Annotated in this window: 19 protein-coding genes; 14 read left to right on the plus strand and 5 right to left on the minus strand. The window is 72.4% G+C overall.

Going from position 1 to position 25,828, the window contains the following annotated elements:
- Positions 1-5 precede the first annotated feature (5 nt).
- Together DEJ14_RS14975 and DEJ14_RS14980 are read left to right on the plus strand one after the other, a co-directional pair.
- Entirely contained in the window at positions 6-554 is a 549-nt protein-coding gene (locus tag DEJ14_RS14975; protein ID WP_111084725.1) for a dihydrofolate reductase family protein, read from the plus strand.
- Between the two features lie 103 nt (positions 555-657).
- The gene (locus DEJ14_RS14980) at positions 658-1,956 is read left to right on the plus strand and encodes an NAD(P)/FAD-dependent oxidoreductase (RefSeq protein WP_111084726.1); all 1,299 of its coding nucleotides are present in this window, start codon (positions 658-660) and stop codon (positions 1,954-1,956) included.
- 79 nt (positions 1,957-2,035) lie between these two features.
- Here DEJ14_RS14980 and DEJ14_RS14985 read toward each other — a convergent pair whose 3' ends face one another.
- Complete coding sequence (locus DEJ14_RS14985; RefSeq protein WP_111084727.1) at positions 2,036-2,941, minus strand: SDR family oxidoreductase; 906 nt, start codon at positions 2,939-2,941, stop codon at positions 2,036-2,038.
- A gap of 108 nt (positions 2,942-3,049) precedes the next feature.
- Here DEJ14_RS14985 and DEJ14_RS14990 point away from each other — a divergent pair, with 108 nt between their 5' ends.
- The 3 genes from DEJ14_RS14990 (at position 3,050) to DEJ14_RS15000 (ending at position 6,136) form a co-directional block, all read left to right on the plus strand.
- A complete protein-coding gene (locus tag DEJ14_RS14990; RefSeq protein ID WP_111084728.1) occupies positions 3,050-3,622 on the plus strand; it encodes a TetR/AcrR family transcriptional regulator in 573 nt (190 codons plus the stop codon).
- A gap of 89 nt (positions 3,623-3,711) precedes the next feature.
- Positions 3,712-4,944: an acyltransferase family protein gene (locus DEJ14_RS14995; protein WP_181437461.1), complete on the plus strand. Its 1,233-nt coding sequence runs from the start codon at positions 3,712-3,714 to the stop codon at positions 4,942-4,944.
- A 10-nt stretch (positions 4,945-4,954) separates the two neighbouring features.
- Positions 4,955-6,136 carry an FAD-dependent oxidoreductase gene (locus tag DEJ14_RS15000; RefSeq protein WP_111084730.1) on the plus strand — a complete coding sequence of 394 codons (1,182 nt, stop codon included), beginning with the start codon at positions 4,955-4,957 and terminating at the stop codon, positions 6,134-6,136.
- Between the two features lie 87 nt (positions 6,137-6,223).
- Here DEJ14_RS15000 and DEJ14_RS15005 read toward each other — a convergent pair whose 3' ends face one another.
- Complete coding sequence (locus tag DEJ14_RS15005) at positions 6,224-7,093, minus strand: UbiA family prenyltransferase (RefSeq protein WP_258373216.1); 870 nt, start codon at positions 7,091-7,093, stop codon at positions 6,224-6,226.
- Positions 7,090-8,013: a DMT family transporter gene (locus DEJ14_RS15010; RefSeq protein ID WP_111084731.1), complete on the minus strand. Its 924-nt coding sequence runs from the start codon at positions 8,011-8,013 to the stop codon at positions 7,090-7,092. Before DEJ14_RS15010 ends, DEJ14_RS15005 begins: the two co-directional genes overlap by 4 nt.
- A 71-nt stretch (positions 8,014-8,084) precedes the next feature.
- Between DEJ14_RS15010 and DEJ14_RS15015 the strand changes: the two genes are divergently transcribed.
- The 6 genes from DEJ14_RS15015 (at position 8,085) to DEJ14_RS15040 (ending at position 15,162) form a co-directional block, all read left to right on the plus strand.
- A complete protein-coding gene (locus DEJ14_RS15015) occupies positions 8,085-8,933 on the plus strand; it encodes a LysR family transcriptional regulator (RefSeq protein WP_111084732.1) in 849 nt (282 codons plus the stop codon).
- Between the two features lie 45 nt (positions 8,934-8,978).
- Positions 8,979-9,791, plus strand: coding sequence for a fructosamine kinase family protein (locus DEJ14_RS15020; RefSeq protein ID WP_111084733.1), 813 nt, complete (start codon positions 8,979-8,981; stop codon positions 9,789-9,791).
- A gap of 221 nt (positions 9,792-10,012) precedes the next feature.
- Positions 10,013-12,154, plus strand: coding sequence for an ArnT family glycosyltransferase (locus tag DEJ14_RS15025; protein ID WP_258373217.1), 2,142 nt, complete (start codon positions 10,013-10,015; stop codon positions 12,152-12,154).
- Positions 12,155-12,189: 35 nt separating this feature from the next.
- The gene (locus tag DEJ14_RS15030; RefSeq protein ID WP_111084787.1) at positions 12,190-12,912 is read left to right on the plus strand and encodes a response regulator transcription factor; all 723 of its coding nucleotides are present in this window, start codon (positions 12,190-12,192) and stop codon (positions 12,910-12,912) included.
- Complete coding sequence (locus tag DEJ14_RS15035) at positions 12,909-14,513, plus strand: sensor histidine kinase (protein ID WP_181437463.1); 1,605 nt, start codon at positions 12,909-12,911, stop codon at positions 14,511-14,513. The genes DEJ14_RS15030 and DEJ14_RS15035 overlap by 4 nt, the downstream gene beginning before the upstream one ends.
- Positions 14,514-14,673: 160 nt before the next feature.
- Positions 14,674-15,162 (plus strand): hypothetical protein, encoded by a 489-nt coding sequence (locus DEJ14_RS15040; protein WP_111084734.1) that lies wholly within the window; start codon positions 14,674-14,676, stop codon positions 15,160-15,162.
- Between the two features lie 67 nt (positions 15,163-15,229).
- Here the strand turns inward: DEJ14_RS15040 and DEJ14_RS15045 are convergent, their stop codons facing one another.
- Complete coding sequence (locus DEJ14_RS15045) at positions 15,230-16,060, minus strand: helix-turn-helix transcriptional regulator (protein WP_111084735.1); 831 nt, start codon at positions 16,058-16,060, stop codon at positions 15,230-15,232.
- Between the two features lie 122 nt (positions 16,061-16,182).
- Here DEJ14_RS15045 and DEJ14_RS15050 point away from each other — a divergent pair, with 122 nt between their 5' ends.
- The 3 genes from DEJ14_RS15050 to DEJ14_RS15060 all read left to right on the plus strand — a co-directional run bounded on the left by DEJ14_RS15050 (position 16,183) and on the right by DEJ14_RS15060 (position 25,050).
- Entirely contained in the window at positions 16,183-17,478 is a 1,296-nt protein-coding gene (locus DEJ14_RS15050; protein WP_111084789.1) for a bifunctional glycosyltransferase family 2/GtrA family protein, read from the plus strand.
- Positions 17,479-17,695: 217 nt separating this feature from the next.
- Complete coding sequence (locus tag DEJ14_RS15055) at positions 17,696-23,263, plus strand: glutamate synthase-related protein (protein WP_111084736.1); 5,568 nt, start codon at positions 17,696-17,698, stop codon at positions 23,261-23,263.
- A complete protein-coding gene (locus tag DEJ14_RS15060; RefSeq protein WP_111084737.1) occupies positions 23,260-25,050 on the plus strand; it encodes a sulfite reductase subunit alpha in 1,791 nt (596 codons plus the stop codon). The genes DEJ14_RS15055 and DEJ14_RS15060 overlap by 4 nt, the downstream gene beginning before the upstream one ends.
- A gap of 381 nt (positions 25,051-25,431) precedes the next feature.
- On the opposite strand, the gene DEJ14_RS15065 is transcribed toward DEJ14_RS15060, so the two are convergent.
- Entirely contained in the window at positions 25,432-25,827 is a 396-nt protein-coding gene (locus tag DEJ14_RS15065) for a DUF7882 family protein (RefSeq protein ID WP_111084738.1), read from the minus strand.
- Position 25,828: the final 1 nt, after the last annotated feature.

Below are 25,828 nucleotides of genomic sequence, written 5' to 3' on the forward strand. Positions count from 1 at the left end.
CGGCCATGCGCAAGGTCACCGCAGGGCTGTTCACGTCGGTCGACGGCGTCGTGCAGGACCCGTACGAGTTCCAGTACGACAGCTTCGACGACGAGCTCGGGGCCGGGATGGGCGCGTTCACGGCCCGCACCGACACCGTCCTGCTCGGCAGGAACAGCTACCTCGAGTGGTCCGAGTGGTGGCCAGCGCACCCCGACGACCCGTTCGGACAGTGGATCAACCCGATCGAGAAGTACGTGGCCTCCACGACGCTCGGCGACGACCTGACGTGGCAGAACACCACCAGGATCCCGGGCGACCTCGACACCTTCGTCCGCGAGCTCAAGGAGCGCGACGGGGCCGACATCGCGGTGTGCGGCAGCGTGAGCGTCGTCCGGCACCTGCTGTTCGCGGGGCTCCTGGACGAGCTGCAACTGATGGTGCACCCGGCGATCGCCGGCGCAGGCCGGAAGCTCTTCGAGCCGACCGACCCGGCCACGCGTCTGCGGCTGGTCGACAGCACCGTGACGAGCAAGGGGAACGTCGTGAGCACCTACGCACGGCTCGACGCCTGACGGAGCCGACCCGGGCCTCCCGGTCGGCAGTGGACGGGAGCGGTCCACAGCGCGCGTACCCTCGTGGGTGACCACCTCACGAACCGAAGAAAGCCGGATCAGCATGCCCCAGGACACCCGCCCGCACGTCGTCATCGTCGGCGGTGGATTCGCCGGTGTCGCTGCCATGCGCGAGCTGGCGGACGCTCCCGTCCGGGTGACGCTCGTCGACCGGCACGTCTACAACATGTTCCAGCCCCTCATGTACCAGGTGGCGACGGGCGGACTGAACGCCGGCGACGTGACGTACTTCCTGCGCAGCCTGCGCGCCAAGCAGGACAACGCCGAGTTCCGGCACGGCCTGCTCACCGGCATCCGGACCGACGAACGCATCGCCGAGATGTCCGACGGCGAGCACCTGCACTACGACTACCTGGTGCTCGCGAACGGCGTGAACACGAGCTACTTCGGCACCCCGGGTGCCTACGAGTACGCGTACTCGATGTACTCCCGCTCGCAGGCCCTGCGGATCCGCGACGAGCTGTTCACCCGCTTGGAGGAAGCCGCCGCGAACCAGGGCCCCGACGAGATCAAGATCGTCATCGTCGGCGGCGGCGCGACCGGCGTCGAGATGGCCGGCGCACTCGCGGAGCTCCGCGACCAGGCACTCGAGGGGGCGTACCCCGAGCTGGACAAGGGCGCCATCACCATCACCCTCGTGCACCGCAGCGGCGAACTGCTCAAGCCGTTCGCCCCGCGCCTGCGCCGGTACGCGGCCAAGGTCCTGCGGAAGCGCGGCGTCGTCCTCCGGCTGAACACCGGCGTCTCCGAGGTCAAGACCGACGGCGTGATGACGGCCGACGGCGAGTTCATCCCCGCCTCGCAGGTCATCTGGGCCACCGGCGTCGCCGCCCACAAGGAGGTCTCGGGTTGGGGCCTGCCGCAGACCAGCGGCGGACGCATCCAGGTCGGCGACGACCTGCGCGTCAACGGCGCCGAGCGGATCTTCTCGGCCGGCGACATCGCGGCGCAGTCCGAAGCCCTCGCGCAGCTGGCCCAGCCGGCGCTGCAGGGTGGACGGCACGTCGCGAAGCAGATCAAGCGTCTGCTCGAGGGCAAGCCCACCGAGCACTTCAAGTACTTCGACAAGGGCACGATGGCGACCATCGGCACGAACGCCGCCGTCGCGCAGCTGCGGGGTGGCATCACACTCGTCGGGCCGGTCGCGTGGCTGGCGTGGGTCGCGGTGCACATCGCGTCACTGCTCGGCAACGGCAACCGGCTGTCGACGCTGTCGCACTTCTTCGTCCGCTACCTGTGGTTCATGCGGAAGCGCGCGATCCCGATCGTCGGCGACGTCCGGCCCGTGCGCCCGAACGGCGACCGCGAGCCGGAGCCGTGGCAGATGCAGAAGTCCGAGTAGCCGGCGCCGACCCGGAACGACATGGTCGACGTCGTGCGACATCGACCATGTCGTTCCGAGTCGGGCGGGAACCAGCCGCCTACGCGACCCGCACGCCGGAGTAGGCGCCAGCGGCGATGTCCTCGAGCAGGCCGGGGCCGGTCGGCTGCCACCCGAGGAGCTCGCGGGTGGCCTCGGAGGTGGCGGACATCTCCATGCCGAAGAACCGCCCGATGAACCCGAAGTGCGCGTCCGCGTCCGCCGGGTCGATCGAGGTCACCGGCAGCGCGAGGACCTCGCCGATGGCTTCGGCGATCGCCCGGGTCGGGATCGCCGTCTCGGCGACGGCGTGCAGCCGCGTGCCGGCGGGGGCCTGCTCCAGACCGAGGCGGACGAGCCGGGCGGCGTCGGTGACGTGCACGGCGGACCAGCTGTTGGTGCCGTCGCCCACGTAGCCGGAGACGCCGCGCTGCCGGGCTGCGCCGACGATCGCGGCGATGAAGCCGTGGTCACCGGTGCCGTGCGTGGTGGGCGCGAACCGGGCCGCGATCGTGCGCACGCCCTGGTCGACGAAGTCGAAGCCGCGGTTCTCGCTGCCGCCACGCATGCTGTCCGGACCGACGAAGGGGTTGGCGTCCGCTTCGGTCGAGGGGCGGCCCTGGGCGAGCCCGGCGACGCCCGACGCGAGGACGAACGGGCGGTCGGTGCCGACGAGGGCAGCGCCGATGGTCTCGACGGCGGCGCGCTCGCTGGCGTTCGTAGCGGCGGCGTTCGCCCAGTCGTGCTTGTTGGCGAGGTGCAGCACGCCCTCGGCCTCGGAAGCGCCCCGGCGGATGGCGTCCAGGTCGTCGAGATCGCCCCGGACGACGGAGACGCCCTTCACCTCGAGCGCTGCGGCCGAGGCGTCGGACCGGGCGAGCCCGGTGACGGTGTGTCCGGCGGCGAGCAGGTCGTCGACGGTGTGGGAGCCGATCCAGCCGGAGGCCCCGGTGACGAACACGTGCATGAGTGGTCCTTTCACAGATGTCCACGGCGCGATGTCATGAACTGACATCACCGTAGCACTCGATGTCAGCCGCTGTCATCAAGTCGTCCTGATCAGTAGACTCTCCGCATGGCTCGCTGGCAACCCGGAACGCGTGAACGACTGCAGGCGGTCGCGCTGCAGCTCTTCGCGTCCGAGGGCTACGACGGCACGACGGTCGCGCGGATCGCCGCCGAGGCCCAGGTCACCGAGCGCACCTTCTTCCGGCACTTCGCCGACAAGCGCGAGGTCCTGTTCGCCGGACAGGACGACTTCCTCGCGATGTTCGTCGACCCGATCGCGGCTGCCCCGGCCGACGCGGTGCCGTTCGACCTCGTCGGCCGGGCCCTCGACGCCGCCGCCGGGTTCTTCCCCGAGGACCGCCGGTCGTGGTCGCGGGCCCGGCAGGGGATCATCGACGCGAACGCAGCGCTCGGCGAACGGGAGCTCGGCAAGCTCGCCACCCTGAAGGCACGCCTGGGCGAGGTCATGCGCGAGCGCGGCGTCCCCGAACCAGCGGCGACGATGGCCGCCGAGACCGCCGTGACGGTGTTCCACCTCTCCTTCGCACAGTGGATCGCCCCGGGTGAGGAGCGCCCGTTCGCTGCGATCGTGCACGAACGACTCGACGCCCTGGCGACGCTGGTGCACCCCGGTCGTTGAGTCGGCTCTTACCCGCCGCGCGCATCATGTGACGATCCGGTCACGACGCATCCCGCTGTCGTGGCCTCCCGATCGCGCAGGAGGTGCCCGTGACGACCGACGTGCTCTCACCAGAGCGGATCCGCGCGGCGACCGCGCCCGGCCACGCGACGACCGGGCCCGGCCACGCCACGACCGCGCGGGGCCGGACCGACGGCGACCCGACGGGCCGGACGCCACCGCCACCGCTCACCCACCGTGCACCCGCCCTCGACGGCCTCCGGACCATCGCGATCCTCGCCGTGATCCTGTACCACCTGCACATCCCGCAGCTCGAGGGCGGCTTCATCGGCGTGACGGTGTTCTTCGTGCTGTCCGGCTTCCTGATCACCACGCTGCTGCTCGGAGAACGCCGCCGCACCGGTCGTGTCCGGCTGGGGTCGTTCTGGCTCAAGCGCCTGCTCCGGCTCTACCCCGCGCTGCTCGTGTTCGTCGCGGTCGGTCTGCTGCTGTGGAACTGGGTCGGCGACTACAAGGGCGCGTCGTTCTCGGCCGGCGAGGCCGGGGTCATCGCCCTGACCTACACCGGCAACCTCTTCCGCGCGTTCTGGGACACCACGCAGGGCGTGTTCGCGCACACGTGGAGCCTGTCGATGGAGGAGCAGTTCTACCTGGTCTGGCCACCCGTGCTCGTGCTGCTCGCGGCACTGCGGACCCGACGGCGCTGGCTGGTGACGGGCCTCGGGGTCCTGGTGGTCGGAGCGTCGGCGGCGTCGTGGGCGAGCTACCGGACCCCGAGCGGCGGTGCCACCCCCGACGTGTACTTCTCACCGGTGCTCGGCGTCGTGCCGCTCGCGATCGGGTGCGCGCTCGCGCTGCTGCTCGACGACGAACGGGCACGGGTCCGGGCAGCCGGGATCGCCGGACACGTCGCGACCTGGCTCGGCCTCGGTCTCCTGGTGGGTGTGCTCCTCTGGATCGACGACGACTGGACGCAGCACGCCTGGACCTTCGGTGTCGTCCTGCCGGTCACCGGATTGATCTCGGCGGTGCTCATCGGTGGGCTGGTGTCGGTGCGCTCTCCCGTCGCCACCGCGCTGAGCTGGACCCCGGTGGCGTGGTTCGGAAGAAGGGTGTCGTACTCGGCCTACCTGTGGCACCCGCTCGTCATCGCGCTGCTCGGCACATTCGCGATCGGAGCGTGGGGCACGGTCGGGCTGATCGGCGTCGTGCTGCTCGTGTCGATCGGTGCCGCCTACGCGGTCGAGGTCCCGGTCGAGCGTCTCCGGCACCGGCTGCGCTCGAGCAGTGCAGCTGGACGCGGCTCGGCCGCCCGACCGTAGGCTCGGGCCCGTGACCACGGAGCGCACCGACGTCCTCGTCGTCGGCGGTGGTCCCGTCGGCCTCTTCCTCGCCGCGCTGTTGGCTGCCCGGGGCATCGCCGTGCAGGTGTGGGAGCGTCGCCCCGGTCCACCCGAGGGCTCCCGCGCCATCGGCATCCACCCGCCGTCACTCGACGCCTTCGCCGCGATCGGGCTCGACGTCCCGGTGCTCGCCGAGGCCACCCTCGTGCGCACGGGCGTCGCGCGGAGCAGGGGGCGGACGCTCGGCACGCTGACCTTCGACAGCGCCTCGGACACCCACCCGTACGTCGCGACGCTCGACCAGCACCGCACCGAGTCCCTGCTGCGGGACCGGCTCGCCGCGTCGGACCGGGCAGCGCTGCGCACCGGGACGACGGTGACCGCCCTGTCCCGGCACCGTGACCACGTCGACGCGGTCGGCACCGGCCCGGACGGCGCACCGGTCACCGTCCGGGCGGCGTTCGTCGTCGGGGCCGACGGCGCACGGAGCGTCGTCCGTGACCTGCTCGGCATCGGCACCACCGGACGCGACTACCCGGACCGCTACGTGATGGGCGACTTCGCCGACCCCGAGGGCGCCGACGCACGGACCGCCGCCCTGGTGGACGTCGGCCCCGGAGGCGTCGTCGAGTCCTTCCCCCTGCCGCATGGTCGACGCCGGTACGTCGCCCTCGTGCCGGACTCGCTCGCGTTCGCCCCGAGCGGCGCGACCCCCGACCCTGAGACGGCGGCACGACTGGCCGCGATCGTCGCCGCACGCACCGGCGTCGTCCCGGATCCGTCCTCCTGCACGATGCTCAGCGGTTTCCGGGTGCGGCGCCGCGCGGCCGACCGCGTCGGGGTCGGCCGGGTCGTGCTCGTCGGCGACGCCGCCCACGAGATCAGCCCGATCGGCGGACAGGGCATGAACCTCGGCTGGCTCGACGCGGCCGAGCTCGCGCCGCTGCTCGCCGGCGCGGTCCGGACCGGCGTGCCCGGACCGTGGCCCGGGTACGCCGCCCGCCGGCAGGCAGCAGCCCGCCGTGCGGCCCGGCAGGCCGAGGCGAACATGGGGCTCGGTCGTCCGCTGGGTGCCGTCTCCACCATCGGACGGGAGGCGCTGCTCCGGACCGTCCTGTCGCTGCCGACCGCGCACGGCCTGGCCCGGCTCTACGCCATGCGCTGGGCCTGATGGCTCGCGTCGGCTCCGGGCGGCGCGGTGCGAGCCGCCCGGAAGCGCGTCAGGCGAGCCGCGCGGTGCGTCCCGCGCAGGAGTGCGTCAGGCGACGAGCCGCGCCCCGGCGAGCCCGAGCTCGACGACGAGCACCAGGGACGACGCGATGACGAGCCGGAACAGGGTCCGCGACGCCCGTCCCGCCAACACCAGCCGGACCCCCACCACGGCGAGCGCCAGCACGACGACCGCCCCGACCACGGCGAGCACGACCCCGACACCGCGGACCGGATCGTCGCCGAGCACCTGTCCGCCGAGCACCAGGCCGGCCGCGACGACGAGCGACCCGAACGCGACGACCCCGGCTCCCCGGAGCCCGAGGCGGTGCGGGAACCCACGGACCCCCGTGGCGGCGTCGTCGACCAGGTCGGGCAGGACGTTCGTGCAGTGGATCGCGACACCGAACACCGCGCCGGTGGCGATCGCCCACCACGCCGGCCACAGCTGCTCGGGGCCGGCGGCCACCGCGACCACGGGCAGCAGCCCGAACGCGACGACGAACGGCACGACCGACCACACGGTGCGCTTCAGCCCGGCGTCGTAGGCCCACCCGGCGGCGACGAGCACCAGGTGCGCCACGGCGGCGACGGGCCCGAGGAACAGCGAGAGGACCACGGCGGCACCGGCCGTCACGAACGCCGCCGTGCGGACCGTCTCGACCGCGATGAGTCCGCGGGCGACGGGCTTGTCGCTCCGGCCGACGGCGCGGTCGCGGTCCGCGTCGATCCAGTCGTTCGCCAGGCCGATCGACAGTTGCCCGGCGACCACCGTCAGCGCGACCAGGACCACGAGCCACACCGGGTGTCCGACGGCCGCGGCGATGACGGCGGCGAGCACCGTGACCGTGACCGTCGGGCCGGGGTGGGACGAGGCGAACAGCAGTCGCACCACGTGGGGGTCCCGGCCGGAGGTCACCCGGCCAGCGTACGGGCGGGGCGTGCCGGGCGACGCAGACTCCGACGGCCGAGCACGCCCGAGGCCAATGCGATGCCGAGCAGCACGACCAGTCCACCCACCGGCTCGTTCCACCGCACGCGCTCACCGAGCACGAGCACCCCGAGCGCCACGCCGACCACCGGCGTCAGGTAGGTGACCGTCGACGCCCGACCGGCACCCCACGCCTGCACCAGGCGCGTGTTCCACGCGTAGGCCAGCCCGGTGCCGACGCAACCGAGCGCGACCATCGCGGCCACGATCCTCCCGTCCAGCTGTACCGGGCCGGTGGCGATGGCGGGCGCGACCAACAGGAGCATGCCGGACGCCAGCGTGAGCTGCACCGTTGCGATCGTGACCGGGTCGTACGCGCTGCCCACCGCCACGCGCCGCAGGTAGGCGAGCCCGATGCCGTAGGAGGCGGTCATGCCGAGCAACGCCACCTGCCCCGGGACGCTCGCCAGGACGGCCGGGTCACCGAGCAGGTCCCACGGACCGACCAGCACCAGCACGCCCACGATGCCCACCACGATCCCGGCCACCTGCCGGCCCCGCAGCCGCTCGGAGGGCACGAGCACCGCGAGCGCGGCCAGCGTCATGATCGGGGTCGTCGCGTTGTAGATGCTCGCGAGCCCGGACGGCACGGTCTGCTCGGCCCACGCCATCAGCGACGACGGCAGGGCGTTCAGGAAGAACGCGACGACCGCCAGGTGCGCCCACACACGGGGCTCCCGCGGCCAGCGCCGACGGGTCGCGAGCAACAGCACGACGAGCGTCACGCCGCCCAGGACGGTCCGCACGGTGGCGACCTGCTGCGGTGCGAGTCCGTCGAGGCCGATCTTCGCGAAGAGGAAGCTCGAGCCCCAGGTGAGGGCGACGAGACCGTAGAGGAGGGCGTTCATGTGGCCTAGTGTCGAACCACCCACGCCCATGCGGCAAACGCATGGGGTTCATGTCGACATGAGGAGCACGCATGACCGTCTCGGTCCCCCAGCTCCGAGCGTTCGTCGCGACGCTCGACGCCGGGTCGTTCACGTCCGCTGCCTCCGTGCTCGGCGTCGGCCAGTCGGCCGTCTCGCACGCCGTCGCCGGGCTCGAGCGCGAGGTCGGCGGGCCGGTCGTCCGGCGCGGCGCGGTCGCCGTCCCGACTCCCCTGGGCGACCGCCTGCTCGCCCACGCCCGCAGCGTGCTCGCCTCGGTCGACGCCCTGGAGGCAGTGGTCCGGCCCGCAACAGCGCGCGGCACCGTGCGACTCGCGGCCGTCCCCACCGTCTGCCAGGGCCTGCTGCCGCGGCTCCGCGAGCTGTGGGCGGTGACGTTGCCCGACGTCGACGTGCAGGTCTACGAGGGCGACGACGACGAGATGCCCGAGTGGCTCGAGAGCGGCACCGTGGACGCCGCCGTGCTCGTCGACCCCGCGCCGGTGCCGGCCGGTGGCGTCGTCGTCGCCCGGGACGAGATGGCCGCCGTCGTCCGACGCGACCACCCGCTCGCCGAACTGCCCGCGCTCACGCTCGACGACCTGCACGAGGACGGCCTGGTCGCGGGCGGCGGCGGGTGCGAGTACCAGATCCAGAAGCTGCACGAGCTCGACGGACGCCCCTTCCGGTACGCCCACCGTGTGCGGGAGATGAGCACCATGTTCGGGATGATCGAACGGGGCGAGGGCGTCTCGATCGTGCCGACGCTCGGCCGGGTGGTGCTGCCGCCGGACCTCGTGATGGTGCCGATGGCGCGGCGACTCGAGCGGACCCTGGTGCTGAGCGGGCCGTCGTCGCGCGAGTGGCACCCGCTGGCGAGGGCGTTGGTCGACGCGGTCTGACGGCCCGCTGAACGGACGTCGACGGCCCCTCGGCAGGATGGACCGATGGCCGAGACGCACGTGAAGACCTTCACCACCCCGGACGAAGCCGCAGCCGAAGCCGCCGGGCTCCGGTGGCTCGCCGACGCCGAGGAGTCCGGCGGCACCAGGACCGCCCGGGTACTGGACCGCCCGAGCCCGACCGTGCTCGACCTCGAGCTGATCTCCGACGGCTCCCCCACCGCCGCACAGGCCGAGCGCTTCGGACGCTCCCTCGCGCACACCCACGCCGCCGGCGCCGACCACTGGGGCGCACCGCCCGCCGGCTGGACGAAGGGTTCCGCGCTCCGGATGGGGCGGTCCCGCACCCCGTTCGTCGACGCCGCGCACACACCGAGCACCTGGGGTGCGTTCTTCGCCGAGTACCGGATCCGCGACTTCGTCCGGCGCATCGTCGACGCCGGCGGGTTCGACCACGCCCAGGCGGCCGTGTTCGACCGGGTCGCCGCCCGGGTGCAGGACGGCACGCTCGGGTCGCCGCAGCCTGCACTCGTCGGGGACCGTCCCGCACGGCTGCACGGCGACCTCTGGGCCGGCAACGTGCTCTGGCCGACGGACGCGTCCGAACCGACCGGCGCGGTGCTCATCGACCCGATCGCGCACGGCGGGCACGCCGAGACCGACCTCGCGCTGCTCGGACTGTTCGGGCTGCCGCGCCTCGAGACGGTGCTCGCCGCCTACGACCGGGAGTCGCGGCTCGCCGACGGCTGGCAGGACCGCGTCGAGCTCCACCAGCTCGCGCCGCTGCTGCTGCACGTGTTCCTGTTCGGCGGGTCGTACACGGGGGCGGCGCTGCACGCGGCGCAGCGGTACGCCTGACCGCGCACGGTGCGAGGGGCGCGGCCGAACGGTGCGAGGTTCCGCACCCCGTGCGACCCCGCGTGCCTCGCACCGAGTGCGGAACCTCGCACCACGGCAGACCGCCCCTCGCACCACGGCAGACCGCCCCTCGCACGGTGCGAGGCTCGCACCGTGCATCCTTAGGCCGTGCACAGCCGGCGCAGTGCCGCGTTCGGGGAACGCCCCGGATGCTCATCGACATGACCACGTACCCGATACCCGTGACCGATCGACGCGATGCCGCGCGAACCGACGCGCAGGATCGGCGCCGCAAGCCGCTCGCCCGCCTGTTCCTCGGCGAGCGCGAGGACGCCCGCTGGCTCCGGCCGGCGTTCTGGGCGCTCCTCGCCGTGACCGCCGTGGTGTACCTCTGGGACCTCAGCGTCTCGGGGTACGCCAACAGCTTCTACGCCGCCGCCGTGCAGGCCGGCACGAAGTCGTGGGAGGCGTTCTTCTTCGGCTCCCTCGACTCGTCGAACTTCATCACGGTCGACAAGCCCCCCGCGTCGCTCTGGGTGATGGTGTTGTCCGCGCGGCTGTTCGGCTTCTCGAGCTTCAGCCTGCTGCTCCCCCAGGCGCTGATGGCCGTCGATTCGGTCGCGCTCGTGTGGGGCACGGTCCGCCGGACCCTCGCCCGCGTCGGCACCACCACCGCGAACGTCGGCGCGCTGCTCGCGGGCTTCGTCGTCGCGGCCACCCCGGCGGCGGCCCTGATGTTCCGCTTCGACAACCCGGACGCGATGCTCGTGTTCCTGATGACCGCCGGCGCGTACTGCACCGTGCGGGCGCTGCCGCGGGGCAGCTGGAAGTGGATCGCCCTGGCCGGGGTCGCCCTCGGCTTCGCGTTCCTGACGAAGATGCTGCAGGGGCTGCTCGTCCTGCCGGCCTTCGGCCTCGTCTACCTGTTCGCCGCCCGCACCACCTGGGGCAGGCGCGTCATCGGGCTGCTCATCGCCGCAGGCTCCCTCGTGGTGTCGGCCGGCTGGTGGGTCGTCGCCGTGTGGTTGTGGCCGGCGGAGTCCCGCCCGTACATCGGCGGTTCGACGAACAACACCGTCCTCGACCTGGTGTTCGGCTACAACGGCCTCGGTCGGATCTTCGGCGGCTCGGGCAACGGCGGCGGAGGCGGCGGCATGACCGGCGGCACTGCGGGTGGCTCGTTCGGTGGCTCGACGGGCCTGAACCGGCTGTTCTCGTCCGAGATGGGGCTCGAGATCTCGTGGCTCCTGCCCGCCGCGCTCATCGCGCTGGTCGTCGGCGTGGTCGTCGTCGGTCGTCGACACCTCGCCGATCCGGCCCGCGCCGGTCTCGTCCTGTGGGGCGGCTGGCTCCTGGTCACCGGACTCGTGTTCTCGTACATGTCCGGCACGATCCACCCGTACTACACGGTGGCGCTGGCACCGGCGATCGCCGGACTCGTCGGCACCGGCGGCGCGCTGCTCTGGCACGCACGAGCGCGCTTCGTCGGCCGGATCGGCCTCGCCGCGATGATCGGCACCACGGCCTTCTGGGGCTGGTGCCTGCTCAACGAGAACCCGACGTGGCTGCCCTGGCTCCGCTGGGTGATGCTGGCCGGCGGCCTGCTGTCCGCAGCGCTCGTCGTGATGGGCAGCGTCCCGTCACTCCGCAAGCTGGTCACGGTCGGCGTCCTCGCGGGCACCCTGTTCGGGCTCACCGGCACCACGGCCTACGCCCTCGCCACGACGACCGTCGCGCACTCCGGTTCGATCCCGAGCGTCGGTCCGGCGGGCAGCAGCTCCGGCGCGACGGGCGGCGGTGGCACGGGTGGCATGCCGGGAGGCACGGGGGGACCCGGCGGATCGGCCGCCGGTTCCGACAGTGACGGCTCCACCACCGACGACGGCTCCCAGCAGGGTCCCGGCGGCACCCCGCCGGAGGGCATGACCGGCGAGGCGCCGGGCAACTCCGCCGGCGGCACCACCGAGGGCTCGACCGACGGCGCTCCCAGCGGCACCGGGGGCGGCATGGGCGGCGAGGGGTCGACGACCTCGTCGGCCCTGCAGAAGCTGCTCGAGGCGTCCGACGCGAAGTGGGCGGCCGCCGTCAACGGATCGCAGTCGGCCGCGCAGCTCGAACTCGACACCGACACCGCCGTGATGGCGATCGGCGGCTGGTCGAGCGACCCGGCACCCACGCTCGCCCAGTTCAAGGCGTACGTCGCCGACGGGGACATCGGGTACTACGTCTCCTCCGGCTCCGGTGGCGGCGGCATGGGCGGCGGTTCGTCCACGGCCTCGGCGATCCAGGAGTGGGTCGCGGCGAACTACGAGTCGACCACGGTCGGCGGGCAGACCGTCTACGACCTGAGCACCACGAAGTGATCGACGACGAGGGCGCGGTGGATAGGCTCGCGGACGTGACCGGCCAACCGCTGCAGCGCACCGACGGCACCCCCGTCCGCGCCCTCGTCGTCGACGACGAGCACGCCCTGGCCGACGCCGTCGCCCTCGCGTTCGAGGGGGACGGCTGGGCCGTGCGGGCGGTTCACCGTGGCCGTGACGTCCTGTTCGCCGCGCGGGAGTTCCAACCCGACGTCATCGTCCTCGACGTGATGCTGCCGGACATCGACGGCTTCGAGGTGCTCGAGCGGCTCCGCGACTCCCGCGACACCGTCCGTGTGCTGTTCCTCACCGCGCGCGACGCCCCGGAGGACCGGCTCGCCGGGCTCACCGGCGGCGGGGACGACTACCTGACGAAGCCCTTCGGCATCGACGAGCTGCTCGTCCGGGCGCGGATCCTCGCACGGACCTCCGCTCGGGTCGCAGCGGTGGGCGGGAGCGCCGAGGTGGTGGTCGGTGACCTCCGCCTCGACGAGGACGCCCGCGCCGTCAGCCGTGCCGGCGAACCGATCGAGCTCACACCGACCGAGTACGAGCTGCTGCGGCACCTGGCGCGGAACGCCAACCGGGTGCTCTCGCGGGAACAGCTGCTCGCAGGCGTCTGGGGGATGGACTTCGGGTCGTCGTCGAACCTGGTCGACATGTACGTGTCGTACCTGCGGAAGAAGCTCGACGCCGGACGCGAGCCGATGCTGCAGACCGTGCGCGGGGCAGGGTACGTCTTGCGGCCGACGACGTGAGCCGATCGACGAAGGCGATCCGGGCCCGTCCGACCCGCGCCGGTCGGGTGCCGTCGTTGCGGTGGCGGGTCGTGGCTGCCGTCGCGCTCCTGCTCGTCGCGACGAACGTCGTCGTCGGAGCGGTGACCGTCGTCGCGTTCCGGGGGTACCTGGTCGACCGCCTCGACGCGGAGCTGTCGGCGGCGGCGAACCGGACCGTCGGTGGCCGGGACGGTGCGGACGCGCCCACCGGCCCACCGCCCGAGTCGTCGTCGGGATCGTCATCGGGATCGTCGTCGGACCGCCCGGATCCGGACAACGCCTTCATCGGAGCGCCCGGGCAGTCCGCCGGCACCGTCGTCGCGATCGTCCGCGACGGCGACGTGGTGCTCGGCGGGTACACCGACAGCGACGGCGACCAGCACGGGCTGTCGTCGGCGCAACGGAAGACGCTCACCGCGGTCGACAGCGGCGCCGACCCGGCGACGATCGACCTCGGCTCGCTCGGCACCTACCGGGTGCAGGCGGTCGGGGACGACGGCGACGTGTTCGTCACCGCACTCCCCCTCGGCGACCTGAACGCCGCCATCACCCGCCTGTTGCTCGTCATCGGGATCGTCACGGTGCTGGGCCTCGTCGTCGCTGCGTGGGCCCTCGCACTGCTCGTGCGGCGGTCCCTCCGACCGCTCGAACGCGTCGCCGCGGTCGCCTCCGGGGTGACCGCTCTCGACCTCGAACGCGGCGACACCGACATCCCGGTGCGGGTCGCCGACGCCGACCTCACCGCGAACCGCGAGGTCGGGCAGGTCGGCACTGCGCTGAACCGGCTGCTCGGGCACGTCGCCCGAGCCCTGACGGTGCGCCGCGACGCCGAGGCCGGCATGCGGACCTTCGTCGCCGACGCCTCGCACGAACTGCGGACGCCGATCGCGACGGTCCGGGCCTACGCCGAGCTGACCGCGCGCTCGTCGGACCTCGACGCGATCCACCGGAACGTCGACCGGATCGGCCGGGAGGCCGTGCGGATGGGCGACCTCGTCGAGGAGCTCCTGCTGCTCGCGCGGCTCGACGCGACGGCCCTGGCGTCCGGGGCTCCGGTGTCCCCGCTCGTGCGCGAACCCGTCGACCTGACCTCGATCGTGGTCGAGGCGACGATGGACGCCCGAGCCACCGCTCCCGGGCACCGGTGGACCCTGCAGATCGTCGACGACCACCCGCTGACCGTGACGGGCGACGCGGAGCAGCTGCGCCGCGTCGTGACGAACCTGCTCGCGAACGCCCGGACGCACACCCCGACCGGGACCGCGGTGGTGGTGTCGTTGCAGCGGGTGGGGCCGTCCGGAGCCGGTGCGGCCGCTCGCCTCGTCGTGGCCAACGACGGGCCGGTGATCCCGGCGGAGGCCGTGCCGACGCTGTTCGACCGGTTCACCCGGGGCGAGGCGTCTCGGACCCGTGCGCAGGGCCAGGGGACGAGCGGCCTCGGGCTGGCGATCGTGCAGGCCGTGGTGTCGTCGCACGGCGGGAGCGTGCGGGTGGCCTCCGGCCCCGGTCGGACGGCGTTCACGGTGGACCTGCCGGGGCCGCCCGACGTGCTCGCCGAGCTCGTCCCGCTCGCCGACTGAGGCGGAGGGTGGCACACCTTCGCGGCGCTGGACCGATCGTCAGACGATCGTCCAACGTCCGGGCCGAACGCGTGCGACCCGGCACCCGACGACACAGGCTGGGTCCTGTCCGAGCTGGACGACCCACACGGGTCACCACCGCAGAGATGGGAACACGATCATGAACTCGTTCAAGCGCAAGTCCGTCAAGCTCCTCGCCGGCACCGCACTCGGTGGCGCCGTCATCGCCGGGGCGTTCGTCGCGGCACCGGCACAGGCCGCCGAGCCCGCACCGAGCACCTCGGCCTCCGTCGGCGGCAACGTCAACGTGAACCTCGACCCGGTCGCGATCGTCAACGCGATCAAGGACGCCGTGAACGACCAGAGCGACCGCGGCGGCGCCGTGCAGGCCGCGCTCGACGTCGGCTACTGGAACGCCGGCAACCCCGATCGCCTCACCGTCGCGGTGGTCAACAAGAACCAGGACATCACGGTGTCCGGCGACGTCGCCGACGCCCAGTCGATCGACATCAAGGGCGGCAACTACGTCATCTACTGGTTCAAGGGCCCCGGCTCGATCACGAACAACGGTGACGGTGGCTGGCTGAACTGGGGTGCGTTCGGCAACATCGAACGCATCGACAACGTCATCCACGTGAACGGCGGCTGATCTGCCGGCGCTGATCTGCCGGCGCTGATCCGTCGGCGCTGCACCGACGCCCCCGGGGACCACGGTCTCAGGGGGCGTCGTCGTGCGTGGCGGGACGCTCGGCGGCCGGCTCGATCGCCGGGGGCCAGGTCCGTGCTGCACCGCGGACCTCGCGCCGTGCACGGATCCACCCCTTCACGAAGGCGACCGACACCAGCGCCGTCCGGTTCGGCGCCTTCCACGCCTTCATCAGCCGTCCGAGGTGCCACGCGACGGCTTGGCGGCTGTAGGCCGTCTCCTTCGCGATCTCGTCGTTGGAGAGCCCCTGCGCGGCGAGCGCGAGCATCTGCTCCTCGGTCTCGTCGAGGCCGGGCGCACGGGCGACGAGGTCGATCTCCCCGGTGGTGACCGCCGCCGCGGACTCGCCCGCCGATCGCCGTCGCTGCTGGGCCCAGGCCTCGGCCCAGCACGAGCCGAGTTCGTGGGCGACGAGCGAGGCGCGGCTCATCGCGAGCATCGTCCGGCCGGCGTGGTCGAGCGTGACGGCGTGGTCGCGGGTGGCCGTGTGCATGACGAGGGCGAAGACCCGGATCGCCGGCAGGGCCCCGCGGAGCACGACCGACACGTCGACACGGGGGTCCTGGGCGCTCGCGGCCGCCACCGCGCGCAGCTGGGCGAGGCACTCGCGGTCGACGGGTTCACCGCGCTCGACGGCACGCAGCGCGGCCGGGAGCACGAGCGGGACGATCTCGGCGTACCGGCGTCGCAGCCAGTCGTGGCCGTCTGGTCGGATGCCGTGCAGCGGAGGCGTGAGCAGGAGCTCCTCGAACTCCGGACACCGCTCGTCGAGCGCCAGGCCGAGCCGCTCCCCCGGGAGCAGCACCGCCGATCGGTGTGCGTCGTCGCGCTCGGTCGTCATCGTCCGTCGACCGTATCCGCGCGACACCTGTCGTGTTCGACCGTGACGTGAACGGTCACCGAACGCCGTTCTTACCGGGAGCACAGCGCACTGCCTCGGTCCGCATGTGCCCGCTGCCGAGCATGAGCGGCATGACGGAGACGAACCAGACCCTCGACATCGACATCGTCGTCCCCTGCTACAACGAGCAGGACACGCTCGCGGCCCACGTGCGCCGCCTGCACACGTTCTGCCGGACGTCGTTGCACCACACCTGGCGGATCACGATCGCCGACAACGCCTCGACCGACGACACCGCGCGGATCGCCGACGACCTGGCCGCCATGCTGCCCGGCGTGCACGCGGTCCACCTGCCCGAGAAGGGTCGTGGGCGGGCACTCAAGGCCGTGTGGGGTGCATCTCCGGCGACGGTGCTCGTGTACGTCGACGAGGACCTGTCGACGGACCTCGCGGCACTCGAGCCGCTCGTGGCACCGCTGCTCTCCGGGCACTCCGACCTGGCGATCGGCACGCGGTTGGCGGACTCGTCGCGGGTGGTGCGGGGCAGCAAGCGCGAGTTCATCTCCCGCTCGTACAACCTGCTGCTCCGCACGACGATGGGGGTGTCGTTCTCGGACGCCCAGTGCGGGTTCAAGGCGGTCACGAAACGGGCGGCCGACCAGCTGCTGCCGCTGTGCGAGGACGACGCGTGGTTCTTCGACACCGAGATGCTCGTGCTCGCCGAGCACGCGGGCCTCCGGATCCACGAGGTGCCGGTGGACTGGGTCGACGACGTGAACTCGTCGGTGCAGATCGCCTCGACCGCCACCGAGGACCTCAAGGGCATGTGGCGCGTCTCGCGGGGCATCGCCAGCGGGCGGGTGCCGGTGGGTGCCGTGTACGAGACCATCGGCCGCCGTCCGTTCACGCCACCGCACGTCGGGTTCCTCGGGCAGGTGCTGCGCTTCGGCGCCATCGGGGTGCTGTCGACCGTCGCGTTCGCAGTGCTGTACGCACTGTTCCGTCCGGCGATCGGGGCGCAGACGGCGGACTTCACCGCCCTGTTGCTGACCGCGATCGGCAACACCGCACTGAACCGGCGCTTCACCTTCGGCCTCCGCGGGCGGGCCGGGGCGGGGCGGCACCACGTGCAGGGGCTGGTCGTGTTCGGCATCGCCTGGGCGATCACGTCGGGGTCCCTGGTCGTGCTGCACAGCAGCGTGCCGGGAGCGTCGCACGGTGCCGAGATCCTGGTCTTGACGGCCGCCAACCTGGTCGCGACCTGCGTCCGGTTCGTGCTGTTCAAGGCGTGGGTGTTCCGCAGCGGCCGCCGTCGCCCGGAGCTCATCCGCGCCGGTACGACCCCCGCCGCCGACGCCAGCACGGCGGTGACGGAGCCGATCACCGTCGACGAACGGACCGGCGAGCGCGCGGCCTGACACCGTGCCGGGCTGGCCACTCGGTGCGGGGTCGTTCGGCACGTGCGGTCCGCCGCACCGCGCGGTGTTGCGTGGGCGGTATACCGCGCCGTAGCATCGCCGTACCGCACCACAACCCCACAGGGCCCGACTGCCAACACCGGTCCGCCCGCGGCGAGCGCTCCATCGATGCAGCCTGGCCGTCCGCTGCCGGCAACGCCCCACTGGACCCGCACACGTGAACCCCACCTCCTTCGGTCTCTACGACCCTGCCCGCGAATCGAGCGACTGCGGCGTCGGTTTCATCACCCGACTCGACGGCACGCCCCACCACGACGTCATCCGCAAGGGCGACGAAGCGCTCTGCGCCATCCCCCACCGCGGCGGCAAGTCCGCCGAGGGTGTCGGCGACGGCGCCGGTGTGAGCATCGACCTGTCGGTGGAGTTCTTCAGCGCCATCACCGGCCAGGAGCTCCGCGCCGGTCACTTCGGTGTCGCGAACTGCTTCGTGCCGAGCGGCGAGGGTGTGACGGCGGACGCCGAGCGCGCCCGTGCGCAGCAGACCGTCACGGACGCCATCGAGCAGCAGGGCTTCGAGCTGCTCGTCGTCCGCGACGTCCCGGTGGACCACTCCGTCGCCCGCCCCGAGGCCGAGCAGTACCAGCTGCCGATCGTGCAGTGGGTCTTCCGCGCGCCCGAGCAGTGGGACCGCACCGAGGTCGACGCGGCGGCGAACCGTGCCCTGCTCGCGATCGAGTCGGTGTCCTACGGCGAAGCCGCCGAGCAGCGCGCCGAGCACGCGGCCCTGTACCCGCTGTCGCTCAGCGCCCGGACCCAGATCCTGAAGGGCCGCCTGAACTCGGGCGAGGTCATCGGGTACTTCACGGACCTGCGAGACCCGCGTCACTCGGTGCGGACGCTGTACTTCCACACCCGGTTCTCGACGAACACCGAGCCGCACCCGACGATGGCGCAGCCGTTCCGGCTGATGGCGCACAACGGCGAGCTGAACACCGACCGGAAGAACCGTCTGTCGGACGAGGCACTGGCGCGTGCCCGCACCCGCAGCATCGTCCGCCCGCCCGGGCAGTCGGACTCGAGCCGCCTCGACCAGACGCTGCAGAGCCGCGTGTTCGACGACGGGCTCGAGATCGTCGAGGCCGTGGTCTCGCTCATGCCGCCGGCGTGGGAGAACGACCGCACGCTGACCGCCGACGTGCGGGACATGCTCGAGTACTTCTCGCTGTACGAGGAGAAGAACGACGGCCCCGCCGCCGTGATCTTCAGCGACGGCGACGTGGTCGGCGCGCGCCTGGACCGCCTGGGGCTGCGTCCGCTGCGCACCGTCGAGACCACCGAGTACCTGATGGTGTCGTCCGAGGCCGGTCAGGTCACGTTCGACGCCGACGAGGTCGTGCACCGCGGCCGCATCGAGGCCGGCGGCATGCTCGTCGTCGACCACCGCACCGGGACCCGGATGCGCACGGACGAGGTGCTGCGCATGCTCGCGGCCCGCCGCGACTACGGCACGCTGCTCGACGCGGCCCGTGTGAACCTCGACGACCTGCCCGCGCCCGCGTACGACCGCACCAGGAACACCCTGGGCTACGCGGGTGACCTGTCGCTCGCCGGCCGGTACGTGGCGTACTCGCTGAACCAGGAGAGCTTCCGGTTCATGCTCGACCCGATGCTGCAGAACGGCTCGGAGCGGATCTCGGCGATGGGCTACGGCAACGCCATCAACGCCCTGAGCGACACCGAGGGCGGCATGGCGAAGTACTTCTCGCAGCGCTTCGCCCAGGTGACGAACCCGCCGCTCGACTCGATCCGCGAAGCCGACGGGATGAGCATGCGCGTGGCGCTCGGCGCGAAGCCGGACGGCACGGGTTCGACGAGCCGCCAGCTCGTCGTGCAGTCGCCGATCCTCGGCCACCTGGACATGGTGCGCCTGCGCGACCAGGACATCGTGCCGCTCGAGCGCTTCGACATGCTCTACGTGCCGGTGCTCGGCGACGAGCAGGCGAACGCGGACGCCGTGCGCGACGCCGTGGACGCCCTGTGCGACGCCGTGGAGCAGTTCGCGGGGACGTCCGGCGGCATCGCCGTGCTGACCGACCGCGAGGTCTCGTCGACCCGTGCGCCCCTGCCCGTGATCCTGGCCGTGGCCGCCGTGAACCAGCGGCTCATCGAGACCGGGTTGCGCCTTCGGGTGTCCGTCGTCGCTGAGAGCGGTCAGCTGCCATCGTCACACCACGTGGCGACGGCCCTGGGCTTCGGCGCCTCGGCTGTGTACAGCTTGAGCGCGCGCCTGCGTGCCGAGGAGAAGTACCCCGCGGCGCCCGCCCCCGCTGGCGAGCTCACCGCGACGGACCTCGCGCTGAAGCAGTTCCGCAAGGCCGCCGAGAAGGCGCTCGCGAAGACCATGGGCCGCGTCGGCCTCTGCACCGCCGAGAGCTACATCGGTGGCGCGTTCTTCGAGCCGAACTACCTGGACACCGGCGACGACGTCCTGGCTCGGGTGTTCCCGCACATGCAGGCGCCGGTCGGCGGTGTCGGCTTCGCCCGCATCGCCCAGGCGGCGACGGACTGGCACGAGCGTGCCCGCTCGGTCGCGGCCGAGGGCCAGGTCCCCCTGCTCGGCCTGTTCAAGGAGCGTTCGGACGGTGCCGGCCACTCGTTCGGCGTCGCGAGCGTCCGCGGGTTCGGCGGGATGACCGAGGAGCGTCCGTCCTTCGAGCGCTCCGGCGACTCGGACGCGCTGCGCCTGCTGACGCTCGGCCAGCTCGACGACTCGTTCGGCATCACCGACGCCGCGTACCGCAACACCGGGTACGACCGCCTCAGTGACACCGAGATCGACCAGCACCGGATCACGCCGGGCTACGTCACGTTCCTGCAGACCACGCACGACGAACGGTCGCGCCGCCCCGCTGCGCTCCGCGACGTGCTCGCGCTGCCCGCGGACGTCACCGGCATCGACACGGCCGAGGACTTCGCCCGCGAGCTGGGTCGGTTCTCGACGACCGGCAACGCCAGCGTCACCGTGCGCGGGCTGTCCGGCTCGCGTCCGGCGTTCTCCGACGAGCTCCCGGGAGGCACGGAGCGGTTCCGCCTGGAGCTCGCGTCGACGGGCGCCACGGGTGCACTGCGCCACCAGGCCCTGGCAGACGGCCTCGGGCTGCTGTACCCGGGCCAGGTCGACGTCGACTCCGTCGACGACACCCAGGTGACGCTCCGCGCCACCGGCGCGGCCGTCGGGCTGCTCGCCCTGCTCGAGAGCGCGCCCGACAGCGTCGAGCTCGACGAGGTCCAGCCGGCACACGAGATCACCCGGACCCTGGCGTCCGGCGCGATGAGCCACGGCGCCCTCGTCGCCACCGCGCACGAGGCGGTGGCGCACGGCACGAACATGGTCGGCGGCATGTCGAACAGTGGTGAGGGCGGCGAGCACCACTCCCGCTACGGCACCATCCGCGGCTCGCGGATCAAGCAGTTCGCCTCGGGTCGCTTCGGCATCTGGGCGGGCTACCTCGCCGACCCCATGCTCGAGGAACTCGAGATCAAGATCGGTCAGGGCGCGAAGCCCGGCGAGGGCGGTCAGCTGCCCGCGCCGAAGGTCACGGTGGACATCGCCGCGGCCCGTGGTGGCACGCCCGGCGTCGAGCTCATCTCGCCGCCGCCGCACCACGACACGTACTCGATCGAGGACCTGGCGCAGCTCATCCACGACTGCAAGGCCGCCCGCGTCCGGGTGATCGTGAAGCTCGTGTCCTCCGAGGGCATCGGCACCATCGCGGTCGGCGTCGCCAAGGCCGGCGCGGACGTCATCAACGTCGCGGGCAACACCGGTGGCACCGGCGCCGCGGCCGTCACGAGCCTGAAGTACGCGGGACGTTCGGCGGAGATCGGCGTCGCCGAGGTCCACCAGGCCCTCGTCGCGAACGGCCTGCGCTCCAAGGTCACGCTCCGTTGCTCGGGCGCGCACCAGACCGGGTCCGACGTCGTGACGAGCGCCCTGCTCGGCGGCGACAGCTTCGAGTTCGGCACGACCGCGCTCATGATGCTCGGCTGCGTCATGGCGAAGAACTGCAACGTGAAGTGCCCGGCCGGCCTCACCACGAACGCCGAGGCGTTCGAGGGCGACCCGCGTGCACTCGCGCAGTACCTGCTCAACATCGCCCACGACGTGCGGCAGATCCTGGCCCGCCTCGGCCTGCGCTCCCTGCGCGAGGCACGGGGTCGCACCGACCTGCTGCAGCTCCTCGACCACCCGGCGAGCGTCGGCCGTCTGGACGCCCGCGCCCTGCTCGCGCAGGTGCCGGAGAAGGTCGTGACGGACCCGGAGTACCTGGAGAAGGACTTCCACACCGACGACGCACTGCTCGAGCGCATCCGCACGGCGCTGGTCGACCACGCCCAGGAGCACGTGCTCGTGCACGGCGTCCTGCTCGGCAACAGCGACAAGTCCGTCGGCGGTCAGCTCGGCATCGACGTCGAGCGCCTGCTCAACCACGAGCTCCGCGCCGAGGACGTCCAGGGGCTGCCCGCCGTGGCGACCGACGACCGCGGGCGCCGCCGGCTGGTCGACGGTGCGGTCACGATCCGCACCCAGGGCTCGGCCGGGCAGTCGTACGGCGTGTTCAACAACGACGGCATAGTGCTCGAGCACACCGGCACCGCGAACGACGGCGTCGGCAAGAGCCAGAGCGGCGGTCGGATCATCGTCCGTGCACCGGGCGGCGGCAGTGCCGACCAGGGCGGGAACGTGCTGATCGGCAACTTCGCGCTCTTCGGGGCCACCGGCGGCCGCACGTTCGTCGAGGGCGAGGCCGGAGACCGCTTCGCCGTGCGCAACTCCGGCGCCACGGCCGTGGTCGAGGGCGTCGGCGACTTCGGGTGCGAGTACATGACCGGCGGTGCCGTGTTCAACCTCGGCGCGTTCGGCAAGGGCCTCGGCAACGGCATGTCCGGCGGGTTCCTGTACCAGTACGACCCGTCCGGTCAGGTCGCCGAGCGCGCCAGCACCGACTCGCTCCTCGTGTTCCCGGTGACCGACACCGAGCGCGGAGCGTTCCACGAGGCCGGCGCGCGACTGCTGCTCGAGTGGCACCTCGAGGCGACCGGGTCGGCGCTGGCCGAGCGGCTGCTCGCCGACTGGGAGACCACCCGGCAGCACGTGTTCGTCGGCATGCCGCGCGCGCTCCTGCTCTCGCAGGACGCCGGCGAGATCCTCGCGGCCGCCACCCGCCCCGAGCTGCTCGACGAGCTCGCGACCTCGATCGCCACGGACAAGCTCCGTGCGTTCAAGGTCGACTACCGCGACCAGCGCACCGTCCTCGACGGCCGTGCCCCGGCGCTCGGCGACCAGGGCGACGACATGTTCTCGCTGCTGTCGTCGTACACGGTGCTCGGCGTCGCCCAGGACGTCGCCCTCGAGCGCGTCCCCGGTGCGGGTGCGAACGACCCCCGCGTCACCGAAGCGGTGAAGAACCTCGTCCTGACCGAGGACTTCTCCGTGAAGCAGCGCGTCGTGAAGTACCTGCGCGGCACGCTCGACCGGTTCGCGGACGACCAGCTCGCGACGCTCATCGCGATCAAGCGGCTCGACGACTACAAGCGTGCGCTCACGCAGCGGAACAACCGCAGCATGGACGCACCGGGCACCACGGGGTGGATCATGCACCAGAACGCCAAGAACGACGGACGCGTCCGCGAGGCCCGCTTCGACGAGCTGCTCGCCACCGCGGCGCTCGAGGACATCGCCCGCCGTGCACCCCAGGCGCCGACCGAGGCGGTGTCCGCGTGAGCCTGCTCCCCCCGACCGGATCGCTGATCCCCGTCGACGCACCGTTCTCGGCCGCCCAGGAGTCCTGGCTGGCCGGGTTCATCGCGGGCATCGCCGCCGCCGGCAAGAAGGCGTCCGGCGCCGCCCCCACGACGACGATCGACGTGCTGTTCGGCACGCAGACCGGCAACGCGGAGTTCCTGGCCGACGAGCTCGTCGCCGGGGCGAAGGCCCGTGGGCTCGGCGGCCGTGCCGCCGCGCTCGACGCCGTCACCCCGGAGCAGCTCGCCGGGATGACCCACGTGCTCGTCGTCACCTCGACGTACGGCGAGGGCGAGATGCCCGACAACGCCGGCCTGTTCTGGGACGCGGTCCAGGCGCCCACCGTGCCGCGGCTCGAGGGGCTGCAGTACGCGGTCCTCGGCCTCGGGGACACCAGCTACGACGAGTTCTGCCAGGCCGGCAAGCTCCTCGACACCCGCTTCGAGCAGCTCGGCGCGACCCGGGTGCACGACCGCGTGGACTGCGACGTCGACTTCGAGGACGCCGCCGCACTCTGGAGCGCCGCCGTGCTCGACCGGCTCGCTGCCGAGGCCGGCGCGACCGGCGCACCCGGCGCGACCACGGGCAGTGGTGCCGGCGACGGTGCCACCGCGACCGGCGGGGCGGGCGCGGGCCGTGCCTCCCGGCCGGGGTCGCAGTGGAACAAGCGCAACCCGTACCCGTCACGGCTGGCCGAGAACCGGCTGCTCTCCTCGCCGCGCAGCGCGAAGGAGATCCGGCACTACGAGTTCGACCTCGGCGACTCCGGCATCCAGTACGCCGCCGGCGACGCGCTGGCGGTCGTGCCGGTCAACGACGAGGTCTTCGTCGCGGAACTGCTCGAGCAGGTCGGCGCGAACGGCGGCGAGTCGTTCGACGGCCGACCGATCACCGAGGTCCTGCGGAACGACCGTGAGATCCGCACGCCGTCGAAGGACCTCATCGCGGACCTCGTGCAGCGCGCCCCGGCGAGCGAACTCGCCGCGGTCGTCTCGCACGGCGACAAGCACGAACTGGACCGCTGGCTGTGGGGCCGTGACGTCCTCGACCTGCTGCGCGACGCCGGACCGGCCGCTCCCGGGCTCGACGAGCTGCTGCCGAACCTGCGCGCGCTGCAGGCACGCCAGTACTCGATCTCGTCGAGCCCGCTGGCGCACCCGGACCGCATCCACCTGACCATCGCGTCCGTCCGGTACGGCGACCCGCACCGGATGTACGCCGGCGTCGCGTCGACGTTCCTGGCCGACCGGGTCGCCCCCGACCAAACGGTCGACGTCTACCTGCAGCCGAACGCGTCGTTCGGCGTGCCGGCGGACGCGTCCGCGCCGATGATCATGATCGGTCCGGGCACCGGCATCGCCCCGTTCCGCGGGTTCCTGCACGAGCGGGCCGCGGCCGGTGCGACGGGGCGCAACTGGCTGTTCTTCGGCGACCAGCACCGCGACACCGACTTCGTCTACCAGGACGAGCTCACCGAGCTGCAGGAGCAGGGCGTGCTGAACCGCCTCGACCTGGCGTTCTCACGCGACCAGGCCGAGAAGGTCTACGTGCAGACGCGGATGCGCGAGCAGTCCGCCGAGCTGTTCGCCTGGCTCGAGGACGGCGGCCACGTGTACGTGTGCGGCGACGCCTCGCGGATGGCGAAGGACGTCGAGGCCGCGCTGCTCGACGTCATCCGCACCGGCCGCGGGCGGGACGAGGACGACGCGCTGTCGTACCTCGCCGACCTGCGCCGCACGAAGCGGTACGTCCGCGACGTCTACTGAGCCAGCAGCCCACGCCCGATCCGGGCAGCAGGACGCCCCGGCAGCGGAACCCGAATCCGACAGCCGGGGCGTCCTGTGGAGGGTGCCGGTCAGTGAGGCCTGACCGACGAGCCCAGTGGCGTGACGCAAGGACCCGGGTGCGATGACCCGGCCTCCTGGACGACGAGTCTCCTGATCCGGGACTCCCGTCGTGCACGCCGCTCGATCGCCGATGGTTGGTCGGCGCCGGGCGCGCACTGCGTCACGGTCATTCGGGTCCCCCTCCTGCCGCGGTTCGTCGCCGTCACCGGCTCCCTGGATGCCGGCCCGAAGGGACGACTCTGATCCGCGGTACAGAAACGGTACGACGATCACCGGGTCTTCGGAACCCGTTGACGGGAATCACTCAGCCGTGCTACCGCTCGGTGTCCCCGAAGCGTCGTCGGCGTCCCCCGGGGCGACCGCTCGCGACCACGCCGAGTCGGCCGCCGTGCTCGTGTCCGGCGGCTCCGGCGTCAGGACGAGCCCCGAACCCGACGTGGCCGAGGCGTAGAGGTCCTCGAGCCAGCTGCGGTTGATCGACGGCACCCGGCTGCCGGAGAACTTGAAGTGCAGGCTGACGTTCGGGTTCAGCCAGATCGTGCTGCGACCGTTGCCGTGGATGACGTCGTCCTTCCACGAGAACGCGAACCGGTGCTCGCGTCGGAGCATGTTCACGATCACGATCTGCAGGTGTGTCATGGCGCGGTCGTCGATGCGGAGGTCGAGCGGCTGGCCGTCGTAGATGAGCTGACCCATG

Source organism: Curtobacterium sp. MCJR17_020 (assembly GCF_003234365.2).
Taxonomy (GTDB): Bacteria; Actinomycetota; Actinomycetes; order Actinomycetales; family Microbacteriaceae; genus Curtobacterium.

Excerpts from the sequence above, each read along its gene's own strand:
- DEJ14_RS14975 (WP_111084725.1), top strand. The coding sequence starts at position 6 with ATGCGCAAGGTCACCGCAGGGCTGTTCACGTCGGTCGACGGCGTCGTG.
- DEJ14_RS14980 (WP_111084726.1), top strand. The coding sequence starts at position 658 with ATGCCCCAGGACACCCGCCCGCACGTCGTCATCGTCGGCGGTGGATTC.
- DEJ14_RS14985 (WP_111084727.1), bottom strand. The coding sequence starts at position 2,941 with ATGCACGTGTTCGTCACCGGGGCCTCCGGCTGGATCGGCTCCCACACC.
- DEJ14_RS14990 (WP_111084728.1), top strand. The coding sequence starts at position 3,050 with ATGGCTCGCTGGCAACCCGGAACGCGTGAACGACTGCAGGCGGTCGCG.
- DEJ14_RS15010 (WP_111084731.1), bottom strand. The coding sequence starts at position 8,013 with ATGAACGCCCTCCTCTACGGTCTCGTCGCCCTCACCTGGGGCTCGAGC.
- DEJ14_RS15015 (WP_111084732.1), top strand. The coding sequence starts at position 8,085 with ATGACCGTCTCGGTCCCCCAGCTCCGAGCGTTCGTCGCGACGCTCGAC.
- DEJ14_RS15020 (WP_111084733.1), top strand. The coding sequence starts at position 8,979 with ATGGCCGAGACGCACGTGAAGACCTTCACCACCCCGGACGAAGCCGCA.
- DEJ14_RS15025 (WP_258373217.1), top strand. The coding sequence starts at position 10,013 with ATGACCACGTACCCGATACCCGTGACCGATCGACGCGATGCCGCGCGA.
- DEJ14_RS15040 (WP_111084734.1), top strand. The coding sequence starts at position 14,674 with ATGAACTCGTTCAAGCGCAAGTCCGTCAAGCTCCTCGCCGGCACCGCA.
- DEJ14_RS15045 (WP_111084735.1), bottom strand. The coding sequence starts at position 16,060 with ATGACGACCGAGCGCGACGACGCACACCGATCGGCGGTGCTGCTCCCG.
- DEJ14_RS15050 (WP_111084789.1), top strand. The coding sequence starts at position 16,183 with ATGAGCGGCATGACGGAGACGAACCAGACCCTCGACATCGACATCGTC.
- DEJ14_RS15065 (WP_111084738.1), bottom strand. The coding sequence starts at position 25,827 with ATGGGTCAGCTCATCTACGACGGCCAGCCGCTCGACCTCCGCATCGAC.